Consider the following 25,603-nt stretch of genomic DNA (forward strand, 5'->3'; position numbering starts at 1 on the left):
ATCTTCGCCGGGGCGCGGTCGTCGGTCGCCCAGGGGGGCACCGTCGTCCGGATGCACCGCTGATCCTGCGCCCGGTCGGCTCGGGAGCGCTCCTCGGGACCGGGTGAATCGCCTGGTGAGGGTCGTCGCGCGCGCGTCAGGACGGGGCGGGCACCCGTTCGGCCCAGTCGGCCAGCAGCGCCGCGAGCACGTCCGGCCGCTCGTGCGGCAGCGCGTGCCCCGCCCCGTCCACGACCGCGAGCGTCGCCCGGGGGTACCGGTCGAGCAGCCCGACCGCCCCGGCGTACCCGACCGTCGAGTCCCGCCGCCCGGCGACGACGAGCACCGGGCCCTCGTACGGCGGCGCATCCCGGTCGTCGAGCCCGGCGATCTCCCAGCGCTCCCCGATCCGCGCGTTCGCCTCCGCGTCCGCGAGCGCCGCCCCGGGCTCGACGAACCGGCGGTGGCGGTCCAGCATCGCCGGCGTCTGCACGACGAAGTAGCCGCGGAACTCGTCGTCGCCGAGGGCATCGTCCCGGACGACCGGCGCGTGCGCGGGCAGGGGGTGGCCGCCGGCGACCAGCGGGCAGACGAGCGCGAGCCCGGCGACGAGGTCGGGCCGCCGCGCCGCGACCCCCCGCGCGTCGTGCGCGCCCGCCGAGTGGCCGACCAGGAGCACCGGCTCCCCGCCCCCGACCGCCTCGACGAATCCGGTCAGCACGGCGACGACGTCGTCCTCGGAGCGGAGCGCGGGCGGCGCCGGGGTGCGCCCGTGGCCGGGCACGTCCGGGTACACCCGCCGCAGGCCGCCCACCGCGGCGAGCCCGGCGTCGAGGCAGGCCTCCGGCTCCCGGTGGTCGACGCCCGCGCCGTGCAGGACGACCACCGGCCGGCCGGTCCCGTGCGCGACGTGGTGGACGGCGACGCCGTCGACGGTGAGCTGCACGGGTCCCCCTCAGCGGAGCAGGACCACCGCGTCGTCGTCCTGCCCGTACAGCGTGCCACTGGAGGTCCAGACCGACTCGACGCCGTCCGGCAGGGGCGTGCGCCAGGCGGGCCGCCCGGAGCCGAGGTCGTACGCCGCCAGCCGCGGGTCGCCCGAGGCGGGGTCCCGCTCGACCCGCAGCAGCTGCCGCCCGTCGGTCATGAGCCGGAAGCCGTCCAGCGGGTCGCCCTCCGCGGTCCAGAGCTCGTCGCCCGTGCGCACGTCGACCGCCCACAGCGACGTGCTGCTGCTGCCGTAGAGGACGCCGTCCAGCAGGAGCCGGTTGGTGCGGCTCATCCCGTCCGAGGGGCGCTCCCAGAGCGGCTCGCCGGAGGTCGCGTCCACGCCCCGGGTCAGGCCGACGAGCGAGCCGTCGGCCACGTCGACCACCAGCACGTCGGGCGCGGAGCCGTCGTCCGGTCCCGCGAGGGCCGGCTGCCCGTCGGCGACGCCCGACCCGGTCCCGTCCTCGCCCAGCAGCAGGGTCCGGCTCGAGCCCTGGACGTCGACCAGCCGGCCCCCGCGGACGACCGCGACGCCCGCGCCCCCGGCGCGCACCTCCCCCGTGCCCGGGTCGACCGCCCACGTCGCGCTCTCCGCGGTGACGAGCAGGTGCCCGCCCTCGCGGCGGAGCCACCCGGTGCCGTACGCGAGGGCGGCGCGCCCGGGCACCTGGGCCGTCCAGCGCTCCTCCCCGGTGCGCGCGTCCTGCCCGACGACGCGCACCCCGGCGTCGCCCGACGTGGCGACCGCGAGGACGTCTTCCACCGCCGCGGCGGTCGCGCCGGGGGTCAGCGCGCGCTCGCCCCGGATCGTGCCGTCGACGACGTCCACCTCGACGAGCCGGGTCGCCGCGGGGGTGCCGTCGAGCGCGCGGCTGTCCGTGACCACGCACCACAGGGTGCGCGCCGGGCCGTCGACGGCGGTGCCGCACGACCCGTCCCGGGTCGTCAGGCCGCGGGCCTCGGGCGCGACCTCCACGCGCCACTGCTCCACGCCCCGCTGCGGGTCCACGCCGACGACGCTCGCGGCCGGCCCGGGGCCCTCGAGCAGCAGCCCGGCCACGAACCCGGTCTCCGTGCGGTAGCCGTTCGACAGCACGGCGGACAGCTCGACCGACTCGACCGGGACGACGTCGAGGTCCGCGTCCACCGTCGACCCGATCACGCCGGGCGTCGCCCGCAGCCGCTCCGCCACGTCCTCGGCCCGGGCGTCGGCGGCGAGCTGCCACGCGACCACCGCGACGCCCGCCGCGGCGAGCGCGGCCGGGACCGGCCACCACCGCCGGAGCAGCGCCCGGGCCCGCGCACGCCGCGCCCGCTCGGGTTCCGCGGCCCGGGCCGGTGCCGCAGGCCCCGCGGCGTCGTCGAGCTGCACCTCGGTCATGCGTCCCGCCCCCATGCGCGCAGCCTAGGGTCCGGGCCGCCGGCCCCGGGGCGGTTCCGCGGCGCGCGGGCCGGGGCGCCCGCGGGGAGCGGCCGGGCCGGCGGGCCGGTCAGCCGCCCCGGCCGGCCACCACGTCGACGTTGAAGGCGCGCAACCGCACCCCGCCCGGCTCGACCTCGAGGACGGTGAGGCTCGGGGCCGCGGCGGGCACGAGCATGCTGCTCGGCAGCCCGAGGCCGGTGCCGAGGACGGCGCGGATGACGCCGCCGTGCGTGACCACCAGCACCGGACCGGAGCACGCCGCGGCGTCCGCCACCGCCGCCCGGACCCGGGTGCGCGTCTCCGCCGCCGGCTCCCCGCCCGGCGGCGTCAGCTCGCCGGCGCGCCAGCGGGCGTAGTCCGGGCCGAGCTGGTCGGCGGTGCGGCCCTCCCACTCCCCCAGCGAGTGCTCCGTCCACCGCTCGTCGACGCGCGTCTCCGGGGCGTCGGGCAGCGCCGCGGCCAGCAGGCGGGCGGTGGACCGGGCGCGCAGCAGCGGGGAGGCGATCACGGTGCGCGGGGCCCAGTCGGCGACGACCGGCGCGAGCGCCGCCACGTCGGCGCGGCCCGCCTGCGACAGGTCGATGTCGGTGCGCCCCTGCAGCCGGCGCTCGTGCGTCCACGCGGTGGCCCCGTGCCGCACCAGGAGCAGCGTCGTCACAGCAGCGCCCCGTCCGTGCCGTACAGCGCCGCCGGCGCGGCGGGGACGCGCAGCCGCGTCGTGCGGCCGGGCGCCTCCCGCCGGTCCGCGATCACCGTCACGCGGTCCCCGCCGCGCGCGTCGTCGGCGCCGCCGAGCAGCCCGGTGACGAGGTGCGCGCCGCCGGCCGGGGTGCTCTCGAGCACCTCGAACGCGAGCTGCCCCCCGGGGTCGATCACCAGGTCCTGGGGCCGGTACATCGCGTGCGCCGCGTCCGCGCCGCTCGGCACCGGGGCGAGGTCGACGGCGTCCCGCACGAGCCGGCCGCCGACCGTCCGGCCGCCGACGAGCACGGCGGGCGGGCTGCCGAGGAACCCCGCGACGAACGCGGTCGCCGGGCGCTCCAGCAGCTCTTCCGGCGGGCCGAGCTGCTCCAGCCGGCCGTCGCGCAGCACCGCGATGTGGGTCGCGAGCGCCAGCGCCTCCACCTGGTCGTGCGTGACGTACACGGTCGTCGCGCCCGTCTCCCGGTGCACCCGGCCGAGCAGCGCGCGCGTCTCGGTGCGCAGCCGCGCGTCCAGGTTCGACAGCGGCTCGTCGAACAGCACGACGTCCGGCCGGGGCGCGATGGTCCGGGCGATCGCCACCCGCTGCTGCTGCCCGCCGGACAGCTGCGCGGGGCTGCGGTCCGCGAGCGCCGCGATCTCCAGGTCGGCCAGCACCTCCGCGACCCGGTCCCGGCGCGCGTCGCGGGACCAGCCGGCGACGGCGAGCGGCCACCCGACGTTCTGCCGGACCGTCATGTGCGGCCACAGCGCGTAGCTCTGGAACACCATGCCGAGGCCCCGGCGCTCGGCGGGCACGTCGACGCCGACCGCCGGGTCGACGACGACGCGGTCGCCGACCCGGATCCGCCCGGCGGTCACGTCCTCGAGCCCGGCGAGCATGCGGAGCGTGGTGCTCTTGCCGCACCCGGACGGCCCGAGCAGGACGAGGAACGAGCCGGCCGGCACCGCCAGCGAGAGGTCGTCCACGACGGTCGTCGCGCCGAATCGCTTGGTGAGCCGGTCGAGCGTGAGCGCGGTCATCGGGTGGTCTCCAGGTCAGGGCGCCGCTCGAGGCGGCGGGCGAGCAGGGTCGCCACGACCGCGACCGCGGCGATGACGAGCGTGATGGCGTTGGCGTGCTGGGTGAAGCCCTCGGAGGCGTACCGGAACGTCAGCATCGACAGCAGCGGGGTGGCCGGGGTGACGAGCAGGACCACGACGGACAGGTCGCGCACCATCGTCACGAACACGAGGACGCCGCCGTTCGCCAGCCCCCGGGACACCAGCGGCAGCGTGATCCGGCCGAACCGCCGCGCGCCGCCCGCCCCGGTCAGGACGGCGGCCTCGTCCAGCTCGGTCGACACCTGCCCGAACGCGGCGCGCGCGGTCTGCAGGGCGAACGGCAGGCTGGCCGCGATCCCGGCGAGCACCAGGATGGCGAACGTCCCGTAGAGCGACGGCAGCGGGCCCGACCCGGTGCCGAACTGGGCGATGAACGCGGCGCCGAGCGCGACGCCGGGGACGAGGAACGGGACGTACCCGAGGGTCGAGACGGTCGCGTGCAGCGCCCGGGCCCGCGGCAGCGCCCGCAGCGCGAGGCTCGCCAGCGTGGCCAGGACGACGGCGCCGACCGCCACGGCGAGGCCGAGCGCGATCGTGCCGCCCAGCGCGTCGAGGACGACGGGGTCGCGCAGCACCCCGCGGGTGCCCTGGGCGACCGAGGGGTCGGACGCGCCGACCCAGTAGTGCCAGGTCAGGCCGCCGTCCAGGCTGCCGGTCCGGCGCAGCACGGTGCTGACCGCGAGGACGACCCCCGGGACCACGGCCGTGGCGACGACGATCCCCCACGCCAGCGCCGCGAGCGGCCAGCGCGCGGGCCCGAGCCGCAGCCGCTGCGCGCGCGTCGCCTTGCCCGTGATCGTCGAGTAGGAGCGGCCGCGCGTCATCCGCTGGCCGGCCAGCAGCACCAGGCCGGCGACGGCGACGAGCACCAGGGACAGCACGTACCCCCGCGCGGCGTCGCCGGTGGAGATGGCCCCGTAGAGGCGGGTGCTCAGGGTCTGGAACCGCACGGGCAGCCCGAGCAGCGCCGGCACCGCGAAGTTCGACACCCCTTCGGCGAACGCGAGCAGGAAGCCGGACAGCAGCGCCGGGCCGACCGACGGCAGCACCACGCGGGTCGCCACCTGCCAGCGCGACGCCCCGGTCAGCCGGGCCGCCGCCACGACGTCGCCGCCGACGTTGGTCAGCGCGGCGGCGACCACGACGAAGCTCAGCGAGTAGTAGTGCGCGACCAGCGTCAGCACCACGGAGACCGGTCCCCAGGCCAGCCAGTCCGGCACCGCGACGCCCAGGGCCGCGAGCAGCCCGGGCTCGCCGCCGATCCGGTCGTTCCGGAACACCGTCTCCCACGCGAGCGCGATCGCGAAGCTCGGCAGGGCGAACGGGATCGCCGCGAGCGCACCGACCGCCCGGCGCCCCGGCGCGTCCGTCATCACGACGACCCACGCCAGGTACGCGCCGACGAGCGTCGCGAGCAGCCCCGTGCCGAGCCCGACCAGCAGCGACCCGCCGAGCGGCTGCCAGAGCAGCGCGCCCGACAGCGGGCTGGCCACCACGTCGGCCCAGGCGCCGTCCGCGTCCGGCCCGACGGTCGCGCCGGCCAGGCCCGCGAGCGGGAGCAGGACGAGCACGACGAGGACCGCGACAACGGCGGCGGCCAGCCACGAGACGGGCCGGCGCGCCACCGCGGTCGCTCGCTGCGGAAGGGTCACTGGACGGTCAGCAGGAAGTCGGCGACGTCCCCGCGCCGCTCGGCGGACGCCTCGGGGTCGATCGGCCACGCCCCGAGCTCGTCCAGGCCGACCGCGCCCTCGGGCGCGACCACGTCGGTCCGCGTCGGGTAGTCGCCCGCCACGTAGAACGGTTCGTAGGCCGCGCCGCCCGTCTCGGAGTCGTCGCCCATCATGAAGTCGACGAGCAGCCGCGCGGCGGCCGGGTTCTCCGCGCCGGCGGTCACGCCGAGGTACGCCGGGAACACGATGCCCGGGGACGGCGCGACGCCGTGCGCCACCTGCAGCGCCCAGCCCTCGTCCTCGTTGTCGCGGCGGTCCGAGTACGACGTGAAGCCCACGGGCGGCTCGGCCTGGCCGGTCGCGCCGACGGCGGCGTTCACCGTGTCGGTGTCGTCGACCAGCACGGCGTCGTTGGCGTACAGGTCGGCGAGGAACTGCAGCCCCGCGTCCTGGACGCCCTCGTCGAGCACCAGCTCCTCGCCGGCGTGCTCCTCGTACGCCGCGGCCATCTCGTCGGCGCGCAGCGACATCTCGGTCGCCAGGTCCAGGTAGTCGCCCCGGACGTTCGGGTCGACCAGGACCACCTTGCCGGCCCACGCCGGCTCGGTGAGCTCCCACAGGTTCGCGACCGGCGAGCCGTCCGGGTACGCCTCCTCGTTGTACATCAGCACCTTCGTCGACAGCCGGTTGGCGACCAGCGGGGACCGGTGCTCCTCGGGGAGCGCGTCCGCGACGCGCGGCGGGACGTACGGCGTCAGCACGCCGTCGGCCAGCAGCTCGGTGACGACGACCGGCGCGTCCGACACGTACGCGACGTCGGCGGTCGCGCTGCCGGCGGCGTGCTCGCTCGCGAGCCGGGTGATCAGCTCGGTCGACGAGATGTCGCTGGCGACGACGTCGATGCCCGGGTACTCGGCCTCGAACGCCTCCTCCACCGTGGCGATGCGGCTGGTGAACGCGTACACGGCCACCTCGCCCTCGGCCTCGGCGCGCTCGACGAGCTCCTCGTGGGTCAGCGCGTCCCAGTCGACCTGCTCGTCGGCGCCGGCCGCCGCGTCGCCGGACCCGCAGGCCGTCAGCGCGAGCAGGAGGGGCACGGCGGCGAGCGCGGCGGGGCGGGCGCGGCGGGTGCCGCGGGCGCGACGGGCGCGGTGCGGGGGCACAGCAGGCATGGCGGGGTCCTGTTCTGTCGGGTGGCGCCGGGTGGTGGGGGTCGTGCGGGGTGGTGAAGGGGTGGTGCGGGGGTGGCGTGCGGGACGCGCCGCGGCGTCAGGAGTCGAACCGCTCCAGGAGCCGTCCGAGCCGGTCGAGGGAGCCCAGGGCGCGCTCGGGCGCGCGGCGGGCGAGGGTGAGCACGAGGGCGTTCGCGATCGCCATCGGCACGGTCAGCGAGAGGAAGGCGTCGTCCCGCCCGCGCGGCGCGGCGAGCACCGTGTCCGGCTGCGGGGACAGCGACAGCAGGGTGTCGGTGAGCAGGGCCGAGTGGGCGCCGCGCTCGGCCGCCGCCTCGAGCAGGGTCGGCAGCGGGCGAGGGACGCGCCGGAACGCGCAGGCGAGCAGCACGTCGCCCGCGCCGAGCGACGCCAGGTGCTCCGCGAGGTCGCGGTCGGAGCCGACCAGGGCCACCGCGTGCACACCGGAGCGCCGCAGGCGTCGCACGAGCAGCTCGACCAGGACCGTCGCGTTGCCGTGCCCGAACACGTGCACCCGCCCGGCGTCCGCGATCCGGTCGGCGAGGTCGTCGAGCTCGCTCTGCGTGACGTGCCGCGTCACCTCGCCGAGCGCGGCCACCTCGTCCTCGACCAGGCCCCGCAGGACGTCGTCGGGGTGCCGCTCGAGCCGGCCGCGGACGCGCTGCGACGGGCCGTCGCCGGCGAGGTAGTCCCCGCGCAGCGCGTCGCGCAGCCGGGGGTAGCCGTCGTAGCCGAGGCGCTGCGCCATGCGCGTCGCCGCCGACTGGTGCAGCCCGAGAGGCTCCGTCAGGTCGGCGGCGGACCAGAACGCGGCCTCGGCCGGCCGGGCCTGGAGCACGGCGACGAGGCGGCGGTCGGTCGCGGTGAGCCGGTCGCCGTGGTTCTTCGCCAGGTCGGTGATGAGCACGACCGGGACGCTAGGTGCAACCGCACTTGCATCGAGCGCAAGTGGCGCACGTTCACGTGCCGTTCACCGACCCGCCGTGCCGGGGTCAGCCGAGGTGCGCCGGAGGGTCGCCCGGAGGCGCCGAGGGCCGTCCCGGAACGACGCAGCGCCCCGGCACGGGGTGCCGGGGCGCTGCGATCCGGAGCGGACGACGGGATTCGAACCCGCGACCCTCACCTTGGCAAGGTGATGCTCTACCACTGAGCCACGTCCGCACGGCCTCGTCCTCGACCCGTTCCCGGGCCGCGAGGCGAGATAGGACAGTACAGGGCGCGCAGCCGGATCGCGAAACCGCGCCGCGCCGCGCGGCCGCGCGTCAGGCGGTGGCGCCGCGGTCGGCGAGCACGGACAGCCGCTCGACGAGCCGGTCGGCCGACGCGGGCTCGACCGCCACCTCGACCGTGCCGCGGGAGCCGGCGAGCTCGACGACCTCCAGGCCCGGCAGGACGCGCAGGCCCGACCGCGGCGTGCGGCGTCCGGCCCGGCGCACCCCGGTGAGCGCGAGCCGGACCGCGGGCCGCGGCGGCGGGCGCATGCCGAGCGCGAACCGCACCAGCATGACGCGGTCCTCGTCGAGGTCGAGCCGCCCCGCGACCCAGCGCGGGCCCACACCCGGGTCGCCACCGGTCGACCGCACCGACACCTCGAACCGGCCCCGACGCGCGCCGGCGGCGGTCCGGCGCGTGTCGAGGGCACGCGCGAGCGGGGTGCCGACGCCGACGCCGATCGCCGTCCCGGCACCGATCAGCCAGGCGGACGTGAGGTCCTCCTCGTGCAGCACCCACCGGCCGACCGCGGCGGCGGCCAGGGCCCCGAGCACGCCGGCGAGCAGGGCCACCAGGACGGTCGTGCGCAGAGGGGTCACCCGATCATAATGGCGGCCCGGGCCCGTCGCCGGGGCCGGAACGGGCAGGCGGTCCTGCCGCTCGCCACGTCGCACGAGCGGGTGGCGCGGTGCCCCGAGTGGGATTCGAACCCACACTGGATCGGGTTTGAGCCGATTGCCTCTGCCGTTGGGCTACCGGGGCGCCGCACCAGGCTACCGGCGCGGACGCCGCGCCCGGACCGACCACCCAACGGGCCCCACGCCGCCGCCACTCAACCGCGCCCGGGTGCTGCACTGGGCCGGTCCGGCGGTCGGAGGGGTCCGCGGGACGCGGCGGCGGGGCTCCGGGGCAGCACACCCGCGCCCCGCCGCCGGACCGGTGCCGCACCGACGGTGCGCACCGACGGTGCGCGCCGTCGGCCGAGGACGGCGACCCGGTCGCCCCGCTCCCGATGTCCCGCCGCGGCGTGCTCAGCCCCGCTGCACCAGCGCGCCGTACCAGCCGAGGCCCTCGTACGTCTCGTACCCGGGGGTCGCCGCGAACCCCACGGTGCGGTCGTCCTCGTCGTAGGCGCCGGTCGTCCGGTCGCCGGTGCGCAGGTGGACGCGCTCCGTGAGCACGCCCGCGCGGTCGGACGCCGCGAGCACCAGCCCGGAGCGGTCGAGGATCAGCACCCGGGTGCTCTCGCGCTCGTCGGGCGCGAGCCGGACCCCGTCGACGATCGCCTGCGCCTGCCGCTCCCAGTCGAAGAACACCCCGAGCGCGCCCACGGGCCGGCCGTTCGCGCGTCCGCCCTCGCGGACCGCCGTCGCGTACGTCGCGGTGAGCGCCCCGAGCTCCCGGTGCGGCGCGACGTCCAGCGCGGCGTAGTCGTCGCCCGTGCGGGTGACCATCGCGGCGCGGAACCAGGGCTCGTCGCCGACGTCCGTGCCCAGCGCCCGGCCGCCGCGGTCGCCGCCGGCGCGGGCGACCACGCGACCGTCGGCGTCGGCGAGCCAGAGGTCGAGGTACACGGTGTAGCTGCGCAGGATGGTGCCGAGCCGCTCCGCCGCGTGCTGCGCCGCGGCGCCCTCGCCGGTGGTCAGCGCCTCGACCAGCGCGGCGTCGGTCGCCCACCACCGGACGTCGCACGACCGCTCGTACAGGTTGCGGTCCATCAGCTCGATGACGTTGAGCGCGAGGTCCGCGAGCCGCTGGCCGCGCACCCGGCCGACGAGCTCGTGCCCCAGCACGGTCAGCTCGTCGATCCGCGGCCGCAGCTCGGACGACAGCTCCTCGGACAGCGCCCGGGCGCGGTCGGCGATCTCCCCGACCTCGCGCGCGACGACGGCGAACCCGGCGCCGGCCTCGCCGACGCGCGCGGACTCGATCAGCGCGTTCAGCGCGAGCATCTTGGTGCTGCGGGCGACCTGCTCGATCCCCTGCAGCTTCTCACCGGTGACCCGGCCGACCTCGTCGGCCAGGCGCACGACCCGTTGCGGCACGACACGTCCCCTTCGATGGGCAATCGCTTCCCCCCGCCGCCGGACCTATCGGCCGGACGACCGCGCTGCTGAGCGGGTCGGTGGGGCGAATTGCGCGGGTGGTCGGCGGGCGCCGGCGGCGTAAGGTGCCCGCCGTGCCCGTCACCCTGGAACCCGCCGCGCTGGCCACCCTCGTCGGCCGGCTGCGCGCCGCGGGCTGCGTGTTCGCCGAGGACGAGGCGGCGCTGCTCGCCGCCGAGGCCGGCGATCCCGCCGCGCTCGACCGGATGACCGAGCGGCGGGTCGGCGGCGAGCCGCTCGAGCAGGTCGTCGGGTGGGCGGAGTTCCGCGGGCTGCGGGTCGGCGTGGCGCCCGGGGTGTTCGTGCCGCGCGCGCGGACGGGGCTGCTGGTCCGCGAGGCGGTGCGGGCGCTGGGCGGTGCCGGTGCCGGTGCCGGTGCGGGTGCCGGTGCCGGTGCCGGTGCCGGTGCGGGTGCCGGTGCCGGTGCGACCGTCGTCGACCTGTGCTGCGGCACCGGCGCCGTCGGGCTGGCGATCGCCGCGGAGCGCCCGGGCGTCGCCCTGTGGGCCGTCGACCTCGACCCGGCGGCGGTGGCGTGCGCGCGCCGGAACGCCGCGGCCCTCGGCCCCGCCGGCGCGACCGTGTTGCTCGGCGACCTCGACGCGCCCCTGCCCGACGACCTGGCGGGCCGGGTCGACGTGCTCGTGGCCAACGCCCCCTACGTGCCGACCGCCGAGATCGCGCACATGCCGCCCGAGGCCCGCGACCACGAGCCGCGCGCGGCGCTGGACGGCGGCGCGGACGGCGTGGACCTGCACCGACGGGTGGCCGCGGCCGCGCCTCGCTGGCTCGCGCCCGGCGGGCACCTCCTGATCGAGACGAGCGTGCGGCAGGCCGGCGCGACCGCCGCGGCGTGCGAGGGCCAGGGGCTCGCGGTGCGGGTGGTGCACGACGACGACCTGGACGGCACGGTCGTCGTCGCGTCCCGCCGTGCCGCGTAGCGCGGGCCGCCGGCGCGCCTAGGGTGGACGGCACGGGCGCAAGGGGCGCCCCTGACGCGAGGAGGTCGCGGTGGGCCGGGCGCTGATCGTGGTGGACGTGCAGAACGACTTCTGCGAGGGCGGTGCCCTGGCGGTGGCGGGCGGCGCGGCCGTCGCCGAGCAGGTGAGCGACCTCCTGTCCCGCGCCGGCGACGCCTACGACGTGGTGGTCGCCACCGCCGACTGGCACGAGCCGCTCCCCCACGACAACGCCGGGCACTTCGCCGTCGGCGCCGACCCGGACTACGTCGCCACCTGGCCCGAGCACTGCGTGCGGGACACCGCCGGCGCGGCGTACCACCCGGCGCTGCGGCTGCCCGAGGGCACCGTGCACGTGCGCAAGGGCCAGGGGCGGCAGGACTACTCGGGGTTCGAGGGCGTGGTGACGCCGGCCGAGTCCGCGGCGGGGGCCGGCGCGCTCGCCGACGCCGCGCCCGCGGGCCTGGCGGACACGCTCCGGGCGCAGGCGGTCGACGGCGTGGACGTCGTCGGGCTCGCGACCGACCACTGCGTGACGGCGACGGCGCTCGACGCGCTGGACGCCGGGTTCGACGTGCGGGTGCTCACGGACCTGACCGCGGGCGTCGGCGTGCGGACGACCATCGACGCGCTGACCCGGCTCGCCGCGCGCGGGGTCACGCTGACGACGTCCGACGCGCGCTGACCGTGCGCGGCGCCCGTCCCTGGCCGCCACGTTCGCCGAGATAGGACATCCACGCCGAGATAGGGCTCTCGACCGTCCTACGTCGCCGCGAAGGACCTATCTCGGCGCGCGCGGACGTCGCCCCTCCGCCCGGCGGGCGCGGCGACGCCCGCCGCACCTCGCGGGTGCGACGGGCGTCGCCGGGGGCGGCCGCGCGCCGGCGTCAGCGGGCGCGGCGTGCGGTCACGGCGCGGGCGGCGCCACGGGGCCCGCGCCGGGGGCCGGCGGCTCCGGATCCACCGGCGGCACGGGCGGCACCCCGCCGCCCCCGCCCTGGTCCGGCCCCGTCCGCTGCTCGCGCCGCGTCCCGCCGGGCTGCGGCCGCTGCCCGGCCTCGGCGACCGGGTCGAACGGCCGGCCGCTGAACGTGCCGGCGCTGGTGGCGTCGGCGGTGGCGGCCTCGGACTCGCGCCGGGCCTCGGCCAGCGCCTCCTTCGGGTCGGTCAGCGCGACCGGCGGCAGGTCGTCGGGGCCGAGCGGGGACTCGCCCCGGGCCCTGCCGCCCGTGCCGGCGCCGTCGCCCTCGGCCGCGCCGCCACCCGCGCCGCCGAACGCGCCCGCGAAGCCCTGCGTGAACTGGCCCAGCATCCCGGTCAGCTCGGACGGCACGATCCACACCTTGTTCGCGGGGGTGGCGGCGAGCTTCGGCAGCGCCTGCAGGTACTGGTAGGCCAGCAGCTTGGGGTCGGCGTCGCCGCGGTGGACGGCGTCGAACACCTGGAGGATCGCGCGGGACTCGCCCTCGGCGGTGAGGATCGCGGACTGCGCGGCACCCTCGGCGCGGAGGATCGCGGCCTGCTTCTCGCCCTCGGCGGTGAGGATCTGCGACTGCTTCACGCCCTCGGCGGTGAGGATCGCGGCGCGGCGGTCGCGCTCGGCGCGCATCTGCTGCTCCATCGCGCCCTGCACGGACGCGGGCGGGTCGATGCTCTTGAGCTCGACGCGGTTGACGCGGATGCCCCACTTGCCCGTCGCCTCGTCGAGCACGCCGCGGAGCTGGCCGTTGATCTGGTCGCGGCTGGTCAGCGTCTGCTCGAGGTCCATCGAGCCGATGACGTTGCGGAGCGTGGTCACCGTGAGCTGCTCGATGCCGGTGATGTAGTTCGCGATCTCGTACACCGCGGACTTGGGCTCGGTCACCTGGAAGTAGATGACGGTGTCGATGCTCACGACGAGGTTGTCGGAGGTGATCACGGGCTGCGGCGGGAAGGACACCACCTGCTCGCGCAGGTCGACGCCGGCCCGGACGCGGTCGATGAACGGGATGATGAGGTGCAGGCCGGCGTCCATGGTCCGGTGGTACCGGCCCAGCCGCTCGACGAGCAGCGCGACGGTCTGCGGGACGACCCGCACCGCCCGCGCCAGGGTCACGACGACGAAGATGACGAGGATGCCGAGGAGCACCCACCCCACGATCGTGCCGATGCTCGGGTCGTCCACTGCGTCTCCTCCCAGCCGCGGCCCGGTGGGGCCGTCACGTGCGCGGCGGCGACCGGTCGGCCGCCGCCGTCCGTCAGATGCCCGCGGGGGCTCCGGGCGCGCCCGGGTCCTCGACGACCGGGCGGTCACCGGCGGACTCGACCACCGCGGTCGCGCCGTCGATCCGCGCCACGCGGACCACCGCGCCGGTGTCGAACGAGGCGCCGACCACCAGGGCCCGCGCCGACCACACCTCGCCCGCGAGCTTCACGCGACCGCCGGTCGCGTCGGTCGGGGCGACGACGGTCGCCGCGCGGCCGACGAGCGCCGCCGAGTTGGTCTCGACCAGCTGGGTCCGCAGCCGCAGGCTGTGCAGCAGGAACGGCCGCAGCGCGAACAGCAGCAGCAGCGCGGCGAACGCGGCCACGATGATCTGCACCGCCAGCGGGGCCCCGAGGGCCGCGGCGCCGGCTCCGGCCAGCGCGCCGCCGGCCAGCATGAGGAAGATCAGGTCGAGCGAGAACATCTCGGCGACGCCCAGCAGGAGCGCCCCGCCCAGCCACCACAGCCAGTCCATCGTCGGCCCCTCCCAGCTGCGCCCGTCACCGGGCGCCGTCGTCCGTCGCGGCGGCCGGCGAGCGGCCGCTCACCACCGATCCTAGACGATCCCTTGACCGATCCGTGAGGGAATCCGGGCACCTCTCGGCCACGGGGACGAACCGGACACGCACCTCCGGCCCGCCGCCGGTGACGCTACGCGTGCCGCGTCAGCGCCGCCCGCGCGCCGTCCACCGGTCGCCGGACCGCTCGACCTCGAGCGGGGTGCCGAACGCGCCGGACAGGTTCTCCGACGTGAGCACCTCGGCCACCGGACCGGCCGCGTGCACCGTGCCGTCGGCGAGCAGCAGCAGGTGCGTGAAGCCCGGCGGGATCTCCTCGACGTGGTGCGTGACCAGCACCAGCGCCGGCGACCGGCGGTCGGCGGCGAGCTCGGCCAGCGCCGCGACCAGCTCCTCGCGCCCACCCAGGTCCAGGCCGGCGGCCGGCTCGTCGAGCAGCAGCAGCTCCGGGTCGCTCATCAGCGCGCGGGCGATCTGCACCCGCTTCCGCTCGCCCTCGCTCAGCGTGCCGTACCGCCGGTCCGCGAACCGCTCGACGCCGAACGCCGCCATGAGGTCCGCGGCCCGCGCCTCGTCGACCGACTCGTAGGCCTCGCGCCAGCGCCCGGTCACCCCGTACGCCGCCGTCAGCACCACGTCCTTGACGATCTCGCCGCCCGGGATCCGCTCCGCGAGCGCCGCGCTGGCCAGGCCGATCCGCGGGCGCAGCTCGAACACGTCGACCCGCCCGAGGCGCGAGCCCAGCAGGTCCGCCGTGCCGGACGTCGGGTGCATGCGGCCGGAGGCCACCTGGAGCACCGTCGTCTTGCCCGCGCCGTTGCGGCCCAGCACCACCCAGCGCTCGCCCTCGCGGACCGTCCAGGACAGCCCGTCGAGGATCGTCGTGGTGCCGCGGCGGATGGTCACGTCCTGCAGGTCGAGCACGTCGGTCATGGACACCAGACCCTAGCCGCCCGGAGCGCCCCCGACGTGGACGTACGTTGGTGGCGTGGACCGCACCGCCCTCGCCCTCCCCCGCTCCGTCCGCCTCGCCCTGTGGCTCGACCGGGCGGGCGCGGGCGCCGACCCCGTCCAGCGCACCCTGGCGGCCGTGCAGGGCGACGACGAGCCGCACCGCGTCGCCGTGCCGGACGCCGACGTGCCCGGGCTGGACGACGGCGCGCGCGGCTCGGTCACGCTCGCCGACCTGGTCGCCGCCTGGGCCAGCGGGCCGCGGGTCGTCGCCGCCGTGCTCCCGGCACCCGGCGACCCCGCGGGCGCGCCGGCCCGGGTGGCAGGGGCCGCGCAGGCCGCCGGCGAGGCCGTGCTGGTCAGCACGCCCGACGGCGACTACGCCGCGGTGCCGCGCGTCGAGGTGTTCGGCAGCGTGTACGAGGCCGGCCACCTGGTGACGTGGGAGGTGCGCGCGGTCGCCCCGTGGCGGACCGCCCTGGTCGGGCACGTCGGCACGCTCGCGGAGGCGGAGCGCGAGCTCACCACCGCGCTGACCCGGGCCACCGAGGCGCTGACCGCGCTGGACGTCGCGCGCTGGCGCCCGGACGCGGCCGAGCGGATCGCCGCGCTGCGGGACACCCCGGACGCCCGCGGGGTCCTCCCGCCGGGGCTCGACCCGCGCCGGGTGCGGGTCATCGGGTCGGCGCTTCGGCTGCGCGCGATCGTCGACCTCGCGACCGCCGACGACGGCGCCGCGGTCAACCTGTGGCAGGCCGACCAGCGCACGACGGCGCTGCGGGACGTCGACCGGGCCGCGCGCCGCGCGCTGGCGGTCGCGACGCACCCGGCCCACGACGCGCCGGACCCCCGCCGGGCCTGACGGCCCCCGGCCCTGCCCGCCCCGCGGGCGCCCCGTCAGCGCAGGACGGAGCGGTACACCTCGAGCGTGCGGTCGGCGATCGCGTCCCAGGAGAAGTGGTCCTCGACCCGCCGCCGCGCCGCGACGCCCCAGGCGCGGGCGCGCTCGGCGTCGGACACGGCCTCCGCGAGCGCCGCCCCCAGGTCGGCGACGAACCGGTCCGGGTCGACGGGCGTCCCGGTGCCGTCCTGCACCTGCTCGATCGGCACCAGCCAGCCGGTCGTCCCCGCGTCGACGACCTCGGGGATCCCGCCGGTCGCGGTGCCGACGACGGGCAGCCCGACGGCCATCGCCTCGAGGTTGACGATGCCCAGCGGCTCGTACACCGACGGGCAGGCGAATACGGTGCCGGTCGCGAGCACAGCCACGAGCTCGTCGCGCGGCAGCATCCGGTCGATCCACACCACGCCGTCGCGCCTCGCGCGCAGCTGCTCGACCAGGCCGGTCACCTCGGCGAGGATCTCGGGGGTGTCCGGCGCGCCGGCGCAGAGCACGAGCTGCACCTCGGGGGGCAGCTGCTCGGCGGCGCGCAGCAGGTACGGCAGGCCCTTCTGCCGGGTGATCCGCCCGACGAACACGACCGCCGGCCGGTCCGGGTCGATCCCAATGACCCGCGCGACGTCGCGCGCCGCGGCCCACTCGTCGTCCGTCTCCGGGCGGCGCCAGCCCGCGAGGTCGATGCCGTTGTGCACGACCCGGACCTTCTCCGGGTCGATGCCCGGGTAGCAGCGCAGGATGTCCGCGCGCATGCCCGCGCTCACGGCGATCACCGCGGCGGCCGACTCGAACGCGGTCTTCTCCGCCCAGGACGACAGCGCGTAGCCGCCGCCGAGCTGCTCCGCCTTCCAGGGGCGCAGCGGCTCGAGGCTGTGCGCGGACACCACGTGCGGGACGCCGTGCAGCAGCGACGCCAGGTGGCCGGCGAGGTTCGCGTACCAGGTGTGCGAGTGCACGAGGTCGGTCGCCGGGCCGTCGCCGTGCCCGTGCCGGCCCACGCCGTCGACGATCGCCAGGTCGACCCCGAAGGTGGCCAGCGCGGGGTTCGCGTCCCCGAGCGCGCCGGGCACGTCGTAACCGGTGACGCCGGGCTCGTCGCGGGGCCCGTCGAAGCAGTGCACGCGCACGTCGACGCTGCGCTGCAGCACCGCGGCGAGCTCCGCCACGTGGACCCCCGCGCCTCCGTAGACGTGCGGCGGGTACTCCCGGGTCAGCAGGTCGACTCTCACGCGCGACACGCTAGCGCGTGCCGGGCAGTTCGCCTCGCCGAGTGGCAGGTCGTGGCACTACGGTCGGGGCATGGCAGCGCCGCGCATCCTGGCAATCGTCCTCGCAGGTGGAGAGGGCAAGCGGCTCATGCCGCTGACCGCCGCCCGCGCCAAGCCGGCCGTGCCGTTCGGGGGCATCTACCGCCTCGTCGACTTCGCCCTGTCGAACCTCGTCAACTCGCGGTACCTGCACATCATCGTGCTGACCCAGTACAAGTCGCACAGCCTCGACCGGCACGTCTCGAAGACCTGGCGCATGTCCACCCTGCTGGGCAACTACGTCTCCCCCGTCCCCGCGCAGCAGCGGGTCGGCAAGCACTGGTACCTCGGCAGCGCCGACGCGATCTACCAGTGCCTCAACATCCTGGACGACGAGCGGCCCGACATCGTCGTCGTGGTCGGCGCCGACCACGTGTACCGCATGGACTTCTCGCAGATGGTCGACCAGCACATCGCGACCGGCGCCGAGATGACCGTGGCCGGCATCCGGCAGCCGATCGCGATGGCCGACCAGTTCGGCGTCATCGAGACCGCGCCGGACGACCCGACGAAGATCACCGCGTTCCGGGAGAAGCCGTCCGACCCGGTCGGGCTGCCCGACTCCCCCGGCGAGATCCTCGCGTCGATGGGCAACTACGTCGTCAACACCGACGCGCTCATCCGCGCGGTCACCGAGGACGCCGAGAACCCGAACAGCCGGCACGACATGGGCGGCGACCTGGTCCCCGCGTTCGTCGAGCGCGGCACGGCGTCGGTCTACGACTTCATCCACAACGACGTGCCGGGGTCGACCGACCGGGACCGCCAGTACTGGCGCGACGTCGGGACGCTCGACTCGTACTACGACGCGAACCAGGACCTCATCTCGATCGAGCCGGTGTTCAACCTCTACAACGACGCCTGGCCGCTCTACACCGGGTACACCGGGCTGCCGCCGGCCAAGTTCGTGCACGCCGGCGCGGGGCGCCTGGGCCACGCGGCCGACTCCATCGTGTCGCCCGGCGTGATCGTGTCCGGCGCGACGGTGTCGGGGTCCGTGCTGTCGCCGGGCGTCTACCTGCACTCCTGGGCACAGGTGACCGACTCGGTGCTGATGGACGGCGTCATCGTCAACCGGTACGCCCAGGTGCACCGCGCGATCCTCGACAAGAACGTCGTCGTGCACGAGCGGGCCCGGGTCGGCATCGACCGGGAGCAGGACCTCGAGCGCGGGTTCACCGTGACGGAGTCCGGTATCACGGTCGTGCCGAAGGGCGCCGTCGTCGAGCTGTGAGCGTGGACACGCCCCGCACCGCCGGGGCGCGTCCCGCTAGCCTGCCCGGGTGAGCCAGCCGCGACCGACCCGCCTCGTCGTCATGGACGTCGACTCCACGCTCATCACCCAGGAGGTGGTCGAGCTGCTGGCCGACCACGCCGGGTCGCGGGCCGAGGTCGCCGAGATCACCGAGCGCGCGATGCGCGGCGAGCTCGACTTCACGGAGTCGCTGCGCGCGCGGGTCGCGACGCTGGCCGGGCTGCCGGTGTCGGTGTTCGACACGGTGCTCGCCGAGGTCGTCGTCACGCCCGGTGCGGCCGAGCTGCTGGCCGAGCTGGACCGGCGCGGGTGGCCGGTCGGGCTGGTGTCGGGCGGGTTCGTCGAGGTCGTCGGGCCGCTCGCCGCCCGGCTCGGCATCCCGCGGTTCCACGCGAACGCGCTCGAGGTCGAGCACGGGGCGCTGACCGGGCGCGTCGCCGGCGAGGTGGTGGACCGCGCCGTGAAGGCCCGCACGCTGCGCGAGTACGCCGCCGAGTCCGGGGTGCCGCTGGAGCGCACGATCGCGATCGGCGACGGGGCGAACGACCTCGACATGCTGGCGACCGCGGGCTTCGGCATCGCGTTCAACGCGAAGCCGGTGGTGTGCGAGCAGGCCGACGCGGTCGTGCGCGACCGGCTGGACGCGGTGCTGGACCTGCCGCCGTTCGCCTGAGGCGACCCGGCCCCGGGGCGCGAGGTCGTCAGAAGACGACGAGGTCGTCAGTCACGAATGACGACCTCGCGCGGATGTGACGACCTCGCCGAGCCGAGACCCGGTCACGGGTCAGGCCGGGTCGACGACCCGGAGCAGGCGGGCGCCGTCCGGCTCCAGGTCCGCCCACGCCGTCGGCACCTCGAGCACCGAGTACGACGCGGTCGACACCCCGACCCGCACCCGCGCGAGCGCCGCGTCGTCCGACCCCGGGCCGGCGAGCGCGGCGGCAGTCTGCGAGACGGTCGGCTCGTGGCCGACGACCAGGACGGTGCCGGCAGACTCGTCGAGCGCGCGCAGCAGGCCGAGCAGCTGCCGGATGCCGGCGGCGTACAGCTCGTCGGACAGGCGCGCGGTCTCGGCCGGCAGCTCGAGGCCGGCGCGCACCAGGTCCCAGGTCTGCCGGGTGCGCAGCGCCGACGACACCAGCGCGAGGTCCGGGACCAGGCCCGCCGCCCGCAGCCCGACGCCGACCTCGGCCGCCTGCTTCCGCCCGGTCAGGGCGAGGGGGCGGAGCTGGTCGTCGAGGGAGCCCGGGTGCTCCGCCTTCGCGTGGCGGAGCAGGACGAGCTGGTGCGCGGAGCCGTGGGTCACGCGCACCAGCGTCCCACGACTACTGGCCCATGGCGTGCACGCCGCCGTCGACGTGCACCATCTCCCCGGTCGTCTTCGGGAACCAGTCCGACAGCAGCGCCGCGACCGCGCGGGCGGTCGGCTCCGGGTCGTGCACGTCCCAGCCGAGCGGCGCGCGGCCGTCCCAGCCGCCCTCCATCGACTCGAAGCCCGGGATCGACTTCGCGGCCGTGGTGCGGATCGGGCCGGCGGACACCACGTTGACGCGGATGCCCTGCGGGCCGAGGTCGCGGGCCAGGTAGCGGGAGGTCGACTCGAAGGCCGCCTTGGCGACGCCCATCCAGTCGTAGACCGGCCAGGCGAACCGCGCGTCGAAGGTGAGGCCGACGATCGAGCCGCCGTTCGTGAGCAGTGGCTGCGTCGCGGTGGCCAGCGACTTCAGCGAGAAGGCGGACACCTCGAGCGCGGTGGCCACGTCGGCCCACTCGGCGGCGAGGAAGTTGCCGCCCATGACGGACTGCGGCGCGAAGCCGATCGAGTGCACGACGCCGTCGAGGTGGTCGACGTGCTCGCGCACGCGCTCCGGCAGGGCGGCCAGGTCGTCGGCGTCGGTGACGTCGAGCTGCACGACCGGCGCCTCCTTCGGCAGCCGGCGGGCGATCGCCTGGGTCAGGCGGAACTGGCGGCCGAACGAGCTCAGCACGACCTCCGCACCCTCCTCCTGCGCGAGGCGGGCGACGTGGAAGGCGATGGAGCCGTCGGTGAGGACGCCGGTGACGAGGAGCTTCTTGCCGTCGAGCAGGCCCATGGTGTGTCCGATCGTTCGTTGCGGAAGGAGGGAGGTCAGTGGCCCATGCCGAGGCCGCCGTCGACCGGCAGCACGGCGCCGGAGATGTACCCGGCGGCGGGCGAGGCGAGGAACTCGACGGCGGCGGCGATCTCGTCGACCGCGCCGAACCGGCCCGCGGGGATGGACGACAGGTAGGCGTCCTGGCGGTCCTGCGGCAGCTCCGCGGTCATCTGGGTCTCGATGAACCCGGGGGCGACGACGTTCGCGGTGATGCCGCGGCCGCCGAGCTCGCGGGTGACGGAGCGGGCCATGCCGACCAGGCCGGCCTTCGTCGCGGTGTAGTTGACCTGGCCGGCGTTGCCGTACAGGCCGACGACCGAGCCGATCATGACGATGCGCCCGCGGCGCAGCCGGATCATGCCCTTGGAGGCGCGGCGCACGCAGCGGAACACGCCCGTCAGGTTCACGTCGAGCACCTGCTGGAAGTCGTCGTCGCTCATCCGCATGAGCAGGCCGTCGCGGGTCACGCCGGCGTTCGCCACCAGGACCTCGACCGGGCCGTGCTGGGCCTCGACCTCGGCGAACGCGGCGTCGACCGACGCGGTGTCCGTGACGTCGCCGGTCAGCGCCAGCACGCCGTCCGGGGCGCCGCCGCTGCGGACGATCGTCGCGACCTTGTCGCCGTTGGCGACGAACCGCTCGGCGATGGCGCGGCCGATGCCGCGGTTGGCCCCGGTCACGAGCACGCTGCGCGGCTCCGGGCTGGTGGGCTGGGGGTTCTCCGACACGGGAGTCGACGCTAGCCGACGCCCCGCGGGCCGCGGGGCACCGCCGCGGCACAGGATGGCGGGCCGGTGTTGTCCGGTTCGCACAATCGCCGGCGGCCCGGGTGGAGCGTCCTGCCCGACACACCGGTGCGTGTCGGGCAGGACGCTCCACCCCGCCCCAGGCGGGCGGTCAGAGGGGCCGGCGCATCCGGTAGTTCGTCAGCTCGACCCCGCGGCGCACGGGGTGCTGCTCGGCGACGACCTCGAAGCCGTGGGCCTCGAAGAACGGGCGGGCGGTGACGCTCGCGTGCGTGGTGAGCTCGGCCGCCCCGTCGGCGACGGCGGTCTCCACGGCCCAGGCCAGCAGGGCCCGGGCGACCCCCTGCCGGGCCGCGTCCGGGTCGACGAACAGCATGTCGACGTACCCGGCCGGGTCGACGTCGGTGAAGCCGACGACCGCGCCGTCCCGCTCGGCGACGCGGGTGCGGGCGGCGGCGCGGCGGGCCGCCCACGCGGCGGCGTCGAGGTCGTCGGGCGCCCAGGCCTCGACCTGCTCGGGGGTGTAGTCACGCGCTGCCGTCACGCGGACCGCGCGGCGGAACACGTCGAGGGTCGGGCCGGCGTCGTCGGGGCGGTAGGGGCGCAGGTGCATCGCCCGACGGTAGCGGGCGGCCCGCCGGGTGCTCGGCGTCACGGCCGCACCGCGCCCCCGGACGGGACCGAAGTCCCCCGCGGCGCCTAGAATCAGGTGTGAGCAGGCGGAACCCCGAACCGGCGCAGAGCATCACCAGCGCCCCCGAGCCCCTGGGCGCCGACCAGGCGCGCCGGGCCCGCCGCTACCTGATCCAGATGGGGATCCGGGTGGTGTGCTTCGTGGTCGCCGTCCTGACCTGGACGCGCGTGCCGGGGTGGGTCAGCCTCGTGCTGATCGTCGGGGCGGTCGTCCTGCCGTACATCGCCGTGCTGTTCGCCAACGCCGGCCGCGAGCGCCGCGACGTCGGCCCGGTCGGGTACGTCCCGCACCAGCTGGACGCGGCGCCGCCGACTCGCCCGGTCGCCGCCGCCCCGCCGGGGTCGCGCGCCGCCGGCGACGACGACCAGCGGGGCGAAGGCACTTGGACGGACGAGCCGTGGGGCGACGACCCCGACCCCGACGCGCCGGACCGGCCGACCCCGCCCGGCGCGCCCGGCGACGACACCCCCGGAGGCACCCGATGACCGCGCCCACGCCCGACCCCGTCGGCGAGGACCTCGTCTGCAGCGCCCGCGGGTGCCGGTCGGACGCGTCCTGGGGCGTGCTCTGGAACAACCCCCGGCTGCACACGCCCGAGCGCCGCAAGGTGTGGCTGGCGTGCGACGAGCACCGCGAGCACCTCGAGGAGTACCTGCGGGTGCGGGCGTTCTACCAGGACACGGTCCCGGTCGCCGACCTGCCGCGGATGGAGCTCGGCGAGCGACCCGGGCTGCCCGGGCTCGGCGGCCTGCCGGGGCTGCGGTGAGGCTGCTGCGCGGCAACCCGGCCGCCCGGCGCGCGATCGGCCTGGTGCTGCTCGCGGTGGTCGTCTCGGTGGCGTGCGTGTTCCTCGGCCGCTGGCAGTGGCACCGGCACGTGAACCGGGACGCGGCGATCCGGCTGGTCGAGCAGAACTACTCCGCAGAGCCGGTCCCGCTCGCGGAGCTGCTGCCCGCGCCGGGCGCGGCGCTCGACCCCGGCGACGTCTGGCGCCAGGCGACGGTCACCGGCGTCTACGACGCCGAGGCGACCGTGCTGCTGCGCAACCGCCCGGTGAACAGCCAGCCGGGCTTCCACGTGATCACGCCGCTGGAGCTCGAGGACGGGTCCGTGCTGGTCGTCGACCGCGGCTGGGTCGCCTGGGACGACGACGCGAGCGGCGAGCTGGACGTCCCCGCCCCGCCGCCGGGCGAGGTCGCCGTCACCGTGCACCTGCGCCCCGACGAGCCCGCCGACCGCCGGTCCGCGCCCGCCGGCCAGGTGCAGGCGATCAACGTCGGGCAGGTGCTCGCCGCGGGCGGGTCGTCCGCGGCGTCGTTCGGCGGCTACGGCGGGCTCGTCGAGGAGACGCCCGCGCCCGCCGTCGCGCTCGGCGGCCTGCCGGCGCCCAGCACCGACCCCGGGTCGCACCTGTCGTACGCGTTCCAGTGGTGGACGTTCTCGGCGGGGTCGCTCGTCGCGTTCGCCTGGCTGGCCCGGCGCGAGCTGCTGGAGGGCGCCGCCGAGGCGGCGGACCCGGGCGACGGGGACGCCCCGCGCCCGCCGCGGCCCGCGACGCCCCCGTCGCGCCGCCGGCGCACCTCCGACGAGGAGACCGAGGACGCGCTGATCGACTCGCAGCTCGGCTGACGCCGGGCGACTCGGCCGACAAGTGGAAGATCCGGCCCGACACGCCGAAGCGTGTCGGGCCGGATCTTCCACTCGGGGGGTGCGCGCGCGCCGCGCGGACGTCAGGCCAGCGTGACCAGGTCCAGGTAGGACGGGTTCCACAGGTCCTCGTCGCCGTCCGGCAGCAGCACGACCCGCTCCGGGTTCAGCGCCTCGACGGCCCCCTCGTCGTGGCTCACCAGCACCACGGCCCCGGTGTACCCGCGCAGCGCGGCGAGGATCTCCTCGCGGCTGGCCGGGTCGAGGTTGTTGGTGGGCTCGTCGAGCAGCAGCACGTTCGCCGCCGACACGACCAGCGAGGCGAGCGCCAGGCGGGTCTTCTCGCCGCCGGACAGCACCTTGGCGGGCTTGTCGGCGTCGTCGCCCGAGAACAGGAACGAGCCGAGCACCGACCGCACCTGGGTGTCCGTGAGGTCCGGCGCCGACGACCGCAGGTTCTCGACGACCGTGCGGTCCATGTCGAGCGTCTCGTGCTCCTGGGCGTAGTACCCGAGCTTGAGGCCGTGGCCCGGCTTCACCTCGCCGGTGTCCGACTCCTGCAGGCCGGCGAGCATCCGCAGCAGCGTGGTCTTGCCGGCGCCGTTGAGACCCAGCACGACGACGCGCGAGCCGCGGTCGATCGCCAGGTCGACGCCCGCGAACACCTCCTGCGAGCCGTACGACTTCGACAGGTCGGACGCGGTGAGCGGCGTGCGGCCGCACGGGGCGGGCTCGGGGAACCGCAGCTTGGCGACCTTGTCGGACGCGCGGACCTCGTCGAGCCCGGACAGCATCCGCTCGGCGCGGCGCGCCATGTTCTGCGCGGCGACCGCCTTGGTGGCCTTGGCGCGCATCTTGTCGGCCTGGGCGAGCAGGGCGCCGGCCTTCTTCTCGGCGTTGGCCCGCTCCCGCCGGCGGCGCTTCTCGTCCGTCTCGCGCTGCAGCACGTAGCCGTCCCAGCCGAGGTTGTACTGGTCGAGCTCGCCGCGGTTCGCGTCCAGGTGGAACACCTTGTTCACGGTGGCGCGCAGCAGGTCGACGTCGTGGCTGATGACCACGAAGCCGCCCGGGTACGTCTTGAGGTAGTCCCGCAGCCAGGCGATCGAGTCGGCGTCGAGGTGGTTCGTCGGCTCGTCGAGCAGCAGCGTGTCGTTGCCGGAGAACAGGATGCGCGCGAGCTCGACGCGGCGGCGCTGGCCGCCGGACAGGGTGCTGAGCGGCTGGCCGAGCACGCGGTCGTCCAGGCCGAGGTTGGCCGTGATCCGGTGCGCCTCGCTCTCGGCCGCGTACCCGCCGCCGGCGGTGAACCGGGCCTCGAGCTTCGGGTACCGCTCCATGGCGGCCTCGCGCGTCGCGTCGTCCGTCGAGGCCATGAGGCCCTCGGTCTCGCGCATCTGCTCGATGATCCGGTCCAGGCCGCGCGCGGACAGCACGCGCGACATTGCCAGGTCGGACAGGTCGCCGGAGCGCGGGTCCTGCGGCAGGTAGCCGATGTCGCCGCTGCGGCTGATCTGCCCGGCCGTCGGCTGCGTCTCCCCCGCCAGCGTCTTGGTCAGCGTGGTCTTGCCGGCGCCGTTCCGGCCGACGAGGCCGATCCGGTCGCCCGCGGCGACGCGGAACGTCGCCTCGGACAGCAGCACGCGCGCGCCCACGCGCAGCTCGACACCCTGGACGGTGATCACTCGGTCTTCCCTGCTCCCTGTCGCCGTGCACGCGGGTCGATGCCGCGCGCCCCGTCGTCGCGGGCCGGCACAAACGCACCCATCCTACGAGTCCCAGCGCCCGCACCGGGACGGGAATTCCGTGCGCTCGCCCACTCCCGCCGCGTGCGTCCCGCCGAGGTCGGCACTCCGCTGCCGGTCTCGGC

At 76.5% G+C, this 25,603-nt stretch carries 26 protein-coding genes and 2 tRNA genes; 8 read left to right on the forward strand and 20 right to left on the reverse strand.

All coding sequences use genetic code 11. The annotated features are described in order from the left end of the window. Nucleotides 1-136: 136 nt before the first annotated feature. The 11 genes from Cpa01nite_RS04995 to Cpa01nite_RS18825 form a co-directional block, all read right to left on the reverse strand. Entirely contained in the window at nt 137-925 is a 789-nt protein-coding gene (locus tag Cpa01nite_RS04995) for an alpha/beta fold hydrolase (protein WP_203667646.1), read from the reverse strand. A 9-nt stretch (nt 926-934) separates the two neighbouring features. After that, nucleotides 935-2,365, reverse strand: coding sequence for a PQQ-binding-like beta-propeller repeat protein (locus Cpa01nite_RS05000; RefSeq protein WP_203667647.1), 1,431 nt, complete (start codon nt 2,363-2,365; stop codon nt 935-937). Between the two features lie 94 nt (nt 2,366-2,459). Then, nucleotides 2,460-3,050 carry a histidine phosphatase family protein gene (locus Cpa01nite_RS05005; RefSeq protein ID WP_203667648.1) on the reverse strand — a complete coding sequence of 197 codons (591 nt, stop codon included), beginning with the start codon at nt 3,048-3,050 and terminating at the stop codon, nt 2,460-2,462. Continuing rightward, nucleotides 3,047-4,117, reverse strand: coding sequence for an ABC transporter ATP-binding protein (locus tag Cpa01nite_RS05010; protein WP_203667649.1), 1,071 nt, complete (start codon nt 4,115-4,117; stop codon nt 3,047-3,049). The genes Cpa01nite_RS05005 and Cpa01nite_RS05010 overlap by 4 nt, the downstream gene beginning before the upstream one ends. Beyond that, entirely contained in the window at nt 4,114-5,823 is a 1,710-nt protein-coding gene (locus Cpa01nite_RS05015; protein WP_203667650.1) for an ABC transporter permease, read from the reverse strand. Before Cpa01nite_RS05015 ends, Cpa01nite_RS05010 begins: the two co-directional genes overlap by 4 nt. A 23-nt stretch (nt 5,824-5,846) precedes the next feature. Further along, a complete protein-coding gene (locus Cpa01nite_RS05020) occupies nt 5,847-7,043 on the reverse strand; it encodes an ABC transporter substrate-binding protein (protein WP_203667651.1) in 1,197 nt (398 codons plus the stop codon). A 97-nt stretch (nt 7,044-7,140) separates the two neighbouring features. After that, nucleotides 7,141-7,971, reverse strand: a complete 831-nt coding sequence (locus Cpa01nite_RS05025) for a MurR/RpiR family transcriptional regulator (RefSeq protein ID WP_203667652.1) — start codon at nt 7,969-7,971, stop codon at nt 7,141-7,143. 182 nt (nt 7,972-8,153) lie between these two features. Further along, nucleotides 8,154-8,225: transfer RNA gene (locus Cpa01nite_RS05030), tRNA-Gly, on the reverse strand. 101 nt (nt 8,226-8,326) lie between these two features. After that, entirely contained in the window at nt 8,327-8,875 is a 549-nt protein-coding gene (locus Cpa01nite_RS05035; RefSeq protein WP_203667653.1) for a DUF2550 family protein, read from the reverse strand. 90 nt (nt 8,876-8,965) lie between these two features. Then, nucleotides 8,966-9,038 (reverse strand) — tRNA-Leu (locus tag Cpa01nite_RS05040). 269 nt (nt 9,039-9,307) lie between these two features. After that, on the reverse strand, nt 9,308-10,321 hold the full coding sequence (locus Cpa01nite_RS18825) for a methyl-accepting chemotaxis protein (protein WP_275406203.1): 1,014 nt from the start codon (nt 10,319-10,321) through the stop codon (nt 9,308-9,310). 134 nt (nt 10,322-10,455) lie between these two features. On the opposite strand from Cpa01nite_RS18825, the gene Cpa01nite_RS05050 reads away from it, so the two are divergent. Further along, the gene (locus tag Cpa01nite_RS05050) at nt 10,456-11,322 is read left to right on the forward strand and encodes a putative protein N(5)-glutamine methyltransferase (protein ID WP_239068536.1); all 867 of its coding nucleotides are present in this window, start codon (nt 10,456-10,458) and stop codon (nt 11,320-11,322) included. Nucleotides 11,323-11,392: 70 nt separating this feature from the next. Next, nucleotides 11,393-12,025, forward strand: coding sequence for an isochorismatase family protein (locus Cpa01nite_RS05055; protein ID WP_203667654.1), 633 nt, complete (start codon nt 11,393-11,395; stop codon nt 12,023-12,025). Between the two features lie 222 nt (nt 12,026-12,247). Here the strand turns inward: Cpa01nite_RS05055 and Cpa01nite_RS05060 are convergent, their stop codons facing one another. From Cpa01nite_RS05060 to Cpa01nite_RS05070, 3 genes are all read right to left on the reverse strand, one after another. Beyond that, entirely contained in the window at nt 12,248-13,504 is a 1,257-nt protein-coding gene (locus tag Cpa01nite_RS05060) for an SPFH domain-containing protein (protein ID WP_203667655.1), read from the reverse strand. A gap of 73 nt (nt 13,505-13,577) precedes the next feature. After that, entirely contained in the window at nt 13,578-14,060 is a 483-nt protein-coding gene (locus Cpa01nite_RS05065; RefSeq protein WP_203667656.1) for an NfeD family protein, read from the reverse strand. A 190-nt stretch (nt 14,061-14,250) separates the two neighbouring features. Then, nucleotides 14,251-15,036, reverse strand: coding sequence for an ABC transporter ATP-binding protein (locus Cpa01nite_RS05070; RefSeq protein WP_203667657.1), 786 nt, complete (start codon nt 15,034-15,036; stop codon nt 14,251-14,253). A gap of 55 nt (nt 15,037-15,091) precedes the next feature. Here Cpa01nite_RS05070 and Cpa01nite_RS05075 point away from each other — a divergent pair, with 55 nt between their 5' ends. After that, on the forward strand, nt 15,092-15,916 hold the full coding sequence (locus Cpa01nite_RS05075) for an Rv1486c family protein (RefSeq protein ID WP_203667658.1): 825 nt from the start codon (nt 15,092-15,094) through the stop codon (nt 15,914-15,916). A gap of 35 nt (nt 15,917-15,951) precedes the next feature. Here Cpa01nite_RS05075 and glgA read toward each other — a convergent pair whose 3' ends face one another. Next, complete coding sequence (gene glgA, locus Cpa01nite_RS05080; protein ID WP_203667659.1) at nt 15,952-17,181, reverse strand: glycogen synthase; 1,230 nt, start codon at nt 17,179-17,181, stop codon at nt 15,952-15,954. Between the two features lie 70 nt (nt 17,182-17,251). Here glgA and Cpa01nite_RS05085 point away from each other — a divergent pair, with 70 nt between their 5' ends. Further along, nucleotides 17,252-18,493 (forward strand): glucose-1-phosphate adenylyltransferase, encoded by a 1,242-nt coding sequence (locus Cpa01nite_RS05085; protein WP_203667660.1) that lies wholly within the window; start codon nt 17,252-17,254, stop codon nt 18,491-18,493. A gap of 49 nt (nt 18,494-18,542) precedes the next feature. Then, a complete protein-coding gene (gene serB, locus Cpa01nite_RS05090; RefSeq protein ID WP_373307327.1) occupies nt 18,543-19,187 on the forward strand; it encodes a phosphoserine phosphatase SerB in 645 nt (214 codons plus the stop codon). Between the two features lie 111 nt (nt 19,188-19,298). On the opposite strand, the gene Cpa01nite_RS05095 is transcribed toward serB, so the two are convergent. From Cpa01nite_RS05095 to Cpa01nite_RS05110, 4 genes are all read right to left on the reverse strand, one after another. Further along, nucleotides 19,299-19,820 carry a SixA phosphatase family protein gene (locus tag Cpa01nite_RS05095; RefSeq protein WP_203667661.1) on the reverse strand — a complete coding sequence of 174 codons (522 nt, stop codon included), beginning with the start codon at nt 19,818-19,820 and terminating at the stop codon, nt 19,299-19,301. Between the two features lie 19 nt (nt 19,821-19,839). Further along, nucleotides 19,840-20,607 (reverse strand): enoyl-ACP reductase FabI, encoded by a 768-nt coding sequence (fabI, locus tag Cpa01nite_RS05100; RefSeq protein WP_203667662.1) that lies wholly within the window; start codon nt 20,605-20,607, stop codon nt 19,840-19,842. Nucleotides 20,608-20,642: 35 nt separating this feature from the next. Continuing rightward, entirely contained in the window at nt 20,643-21,377 is a 735-nt protein-coding gene (locus Cpa01nite_RS05105; RefSeq protein WP_203667663.1) for a beta-ketoacyl-ACP reductase, read from the reverse strand. 169 nt (nt 21,378-21,546) lie between these two features. Next, nucleotides 21,547-22,008 carry a GNAT family N-acetyltransferase gene (locus Cpa01nite_RS05110; RefSeq protein WP_203667664.1) on the reverse strand — a complete coding sequence of 154 codons (462 nt, stop codon included), beginning with the start codon at nt 22,006-22,008 and terminating at the stop codon, nt 21,547-21,549. 98 nt (nt 22,009-22,106) lie between these two features. Here Cpa01nite_RS05110 and Cpa01nite_RS05115 point away from each other — a divergent pair, with 98 nt between their 5' ends. From Cpa01nite_RS05115 to Cpa01nite_RS05125, 3 genes are read left to right on the forward strand one after another with little or no spacing between them, the layout of a single operon-like run. Then, on the forward strand, nt 22,107-22,574 hold the full coding sequence (locus tag Cpa01nite_RS05115) for a DUF3099 domain-containing protein (protein ID WP_203667665.1): 468 nt from the start codon (nt 22,107-22,109) through the stop codon (nt 22,572-22,574). Beyond that, entirely contained in the window at nt 22,571-22,855 is a 285-nt protein-coding gene (locus Cpa01nite_RS05120; RefSeq protein WP_203667666.1) for a hypothetical protein, read from the forward strand. Before Cpa01nite_RS05115 ends, Cpa01nite_RS05120 begins: the two co-directional genes overlap by 4 nt. Further along, nucleotides 22,852-23,718, forward strand: a complete 867-nt coding sequence (locus Cpa01nite_RS05125; protein ID WP_239068537.1) for an SURF1 family cytochrome oxidase biogenesis protein — start codon at nt 22,852-22,854, stop codon at nt 23,716-23,718. Before Cpa01nite_RS05120 ends, Cpa01nite_RS05125 begins: the two co-directional genes overlap by 4 nt. 101 nt (nt 23,719-23,819) lie before the next feature. On the opposite strand, the gene abc-f is transcribed toward Cpa01nite_RS05125, so the two are convergent. Beyond that, a complete protein-coding gene (gene abc-f / locus Cpa01nite_RS05130) occupies nt 23,820-25,418 on the reverse strand; it encodes a ribosomal protection-like ABC-F family protein (RefSeq protein WP_203667667.1) in 1,599 nt (532 codons plus the stop codon). Nucleotides 25,419-25,603: the final 185 nt, after the last annotated feature.

Origin of the sequence: Cellulomonas pakistanensis (assembly GCF_016862755.1) — a bacterium.
Classification (GTDB): domain Bacteria; phylum Actinomycetota; class Actinomycetes; order Actinomycetales; family Cellulomonadaceae; genus Cellulomonas; species Cellulomonas pakistanensis.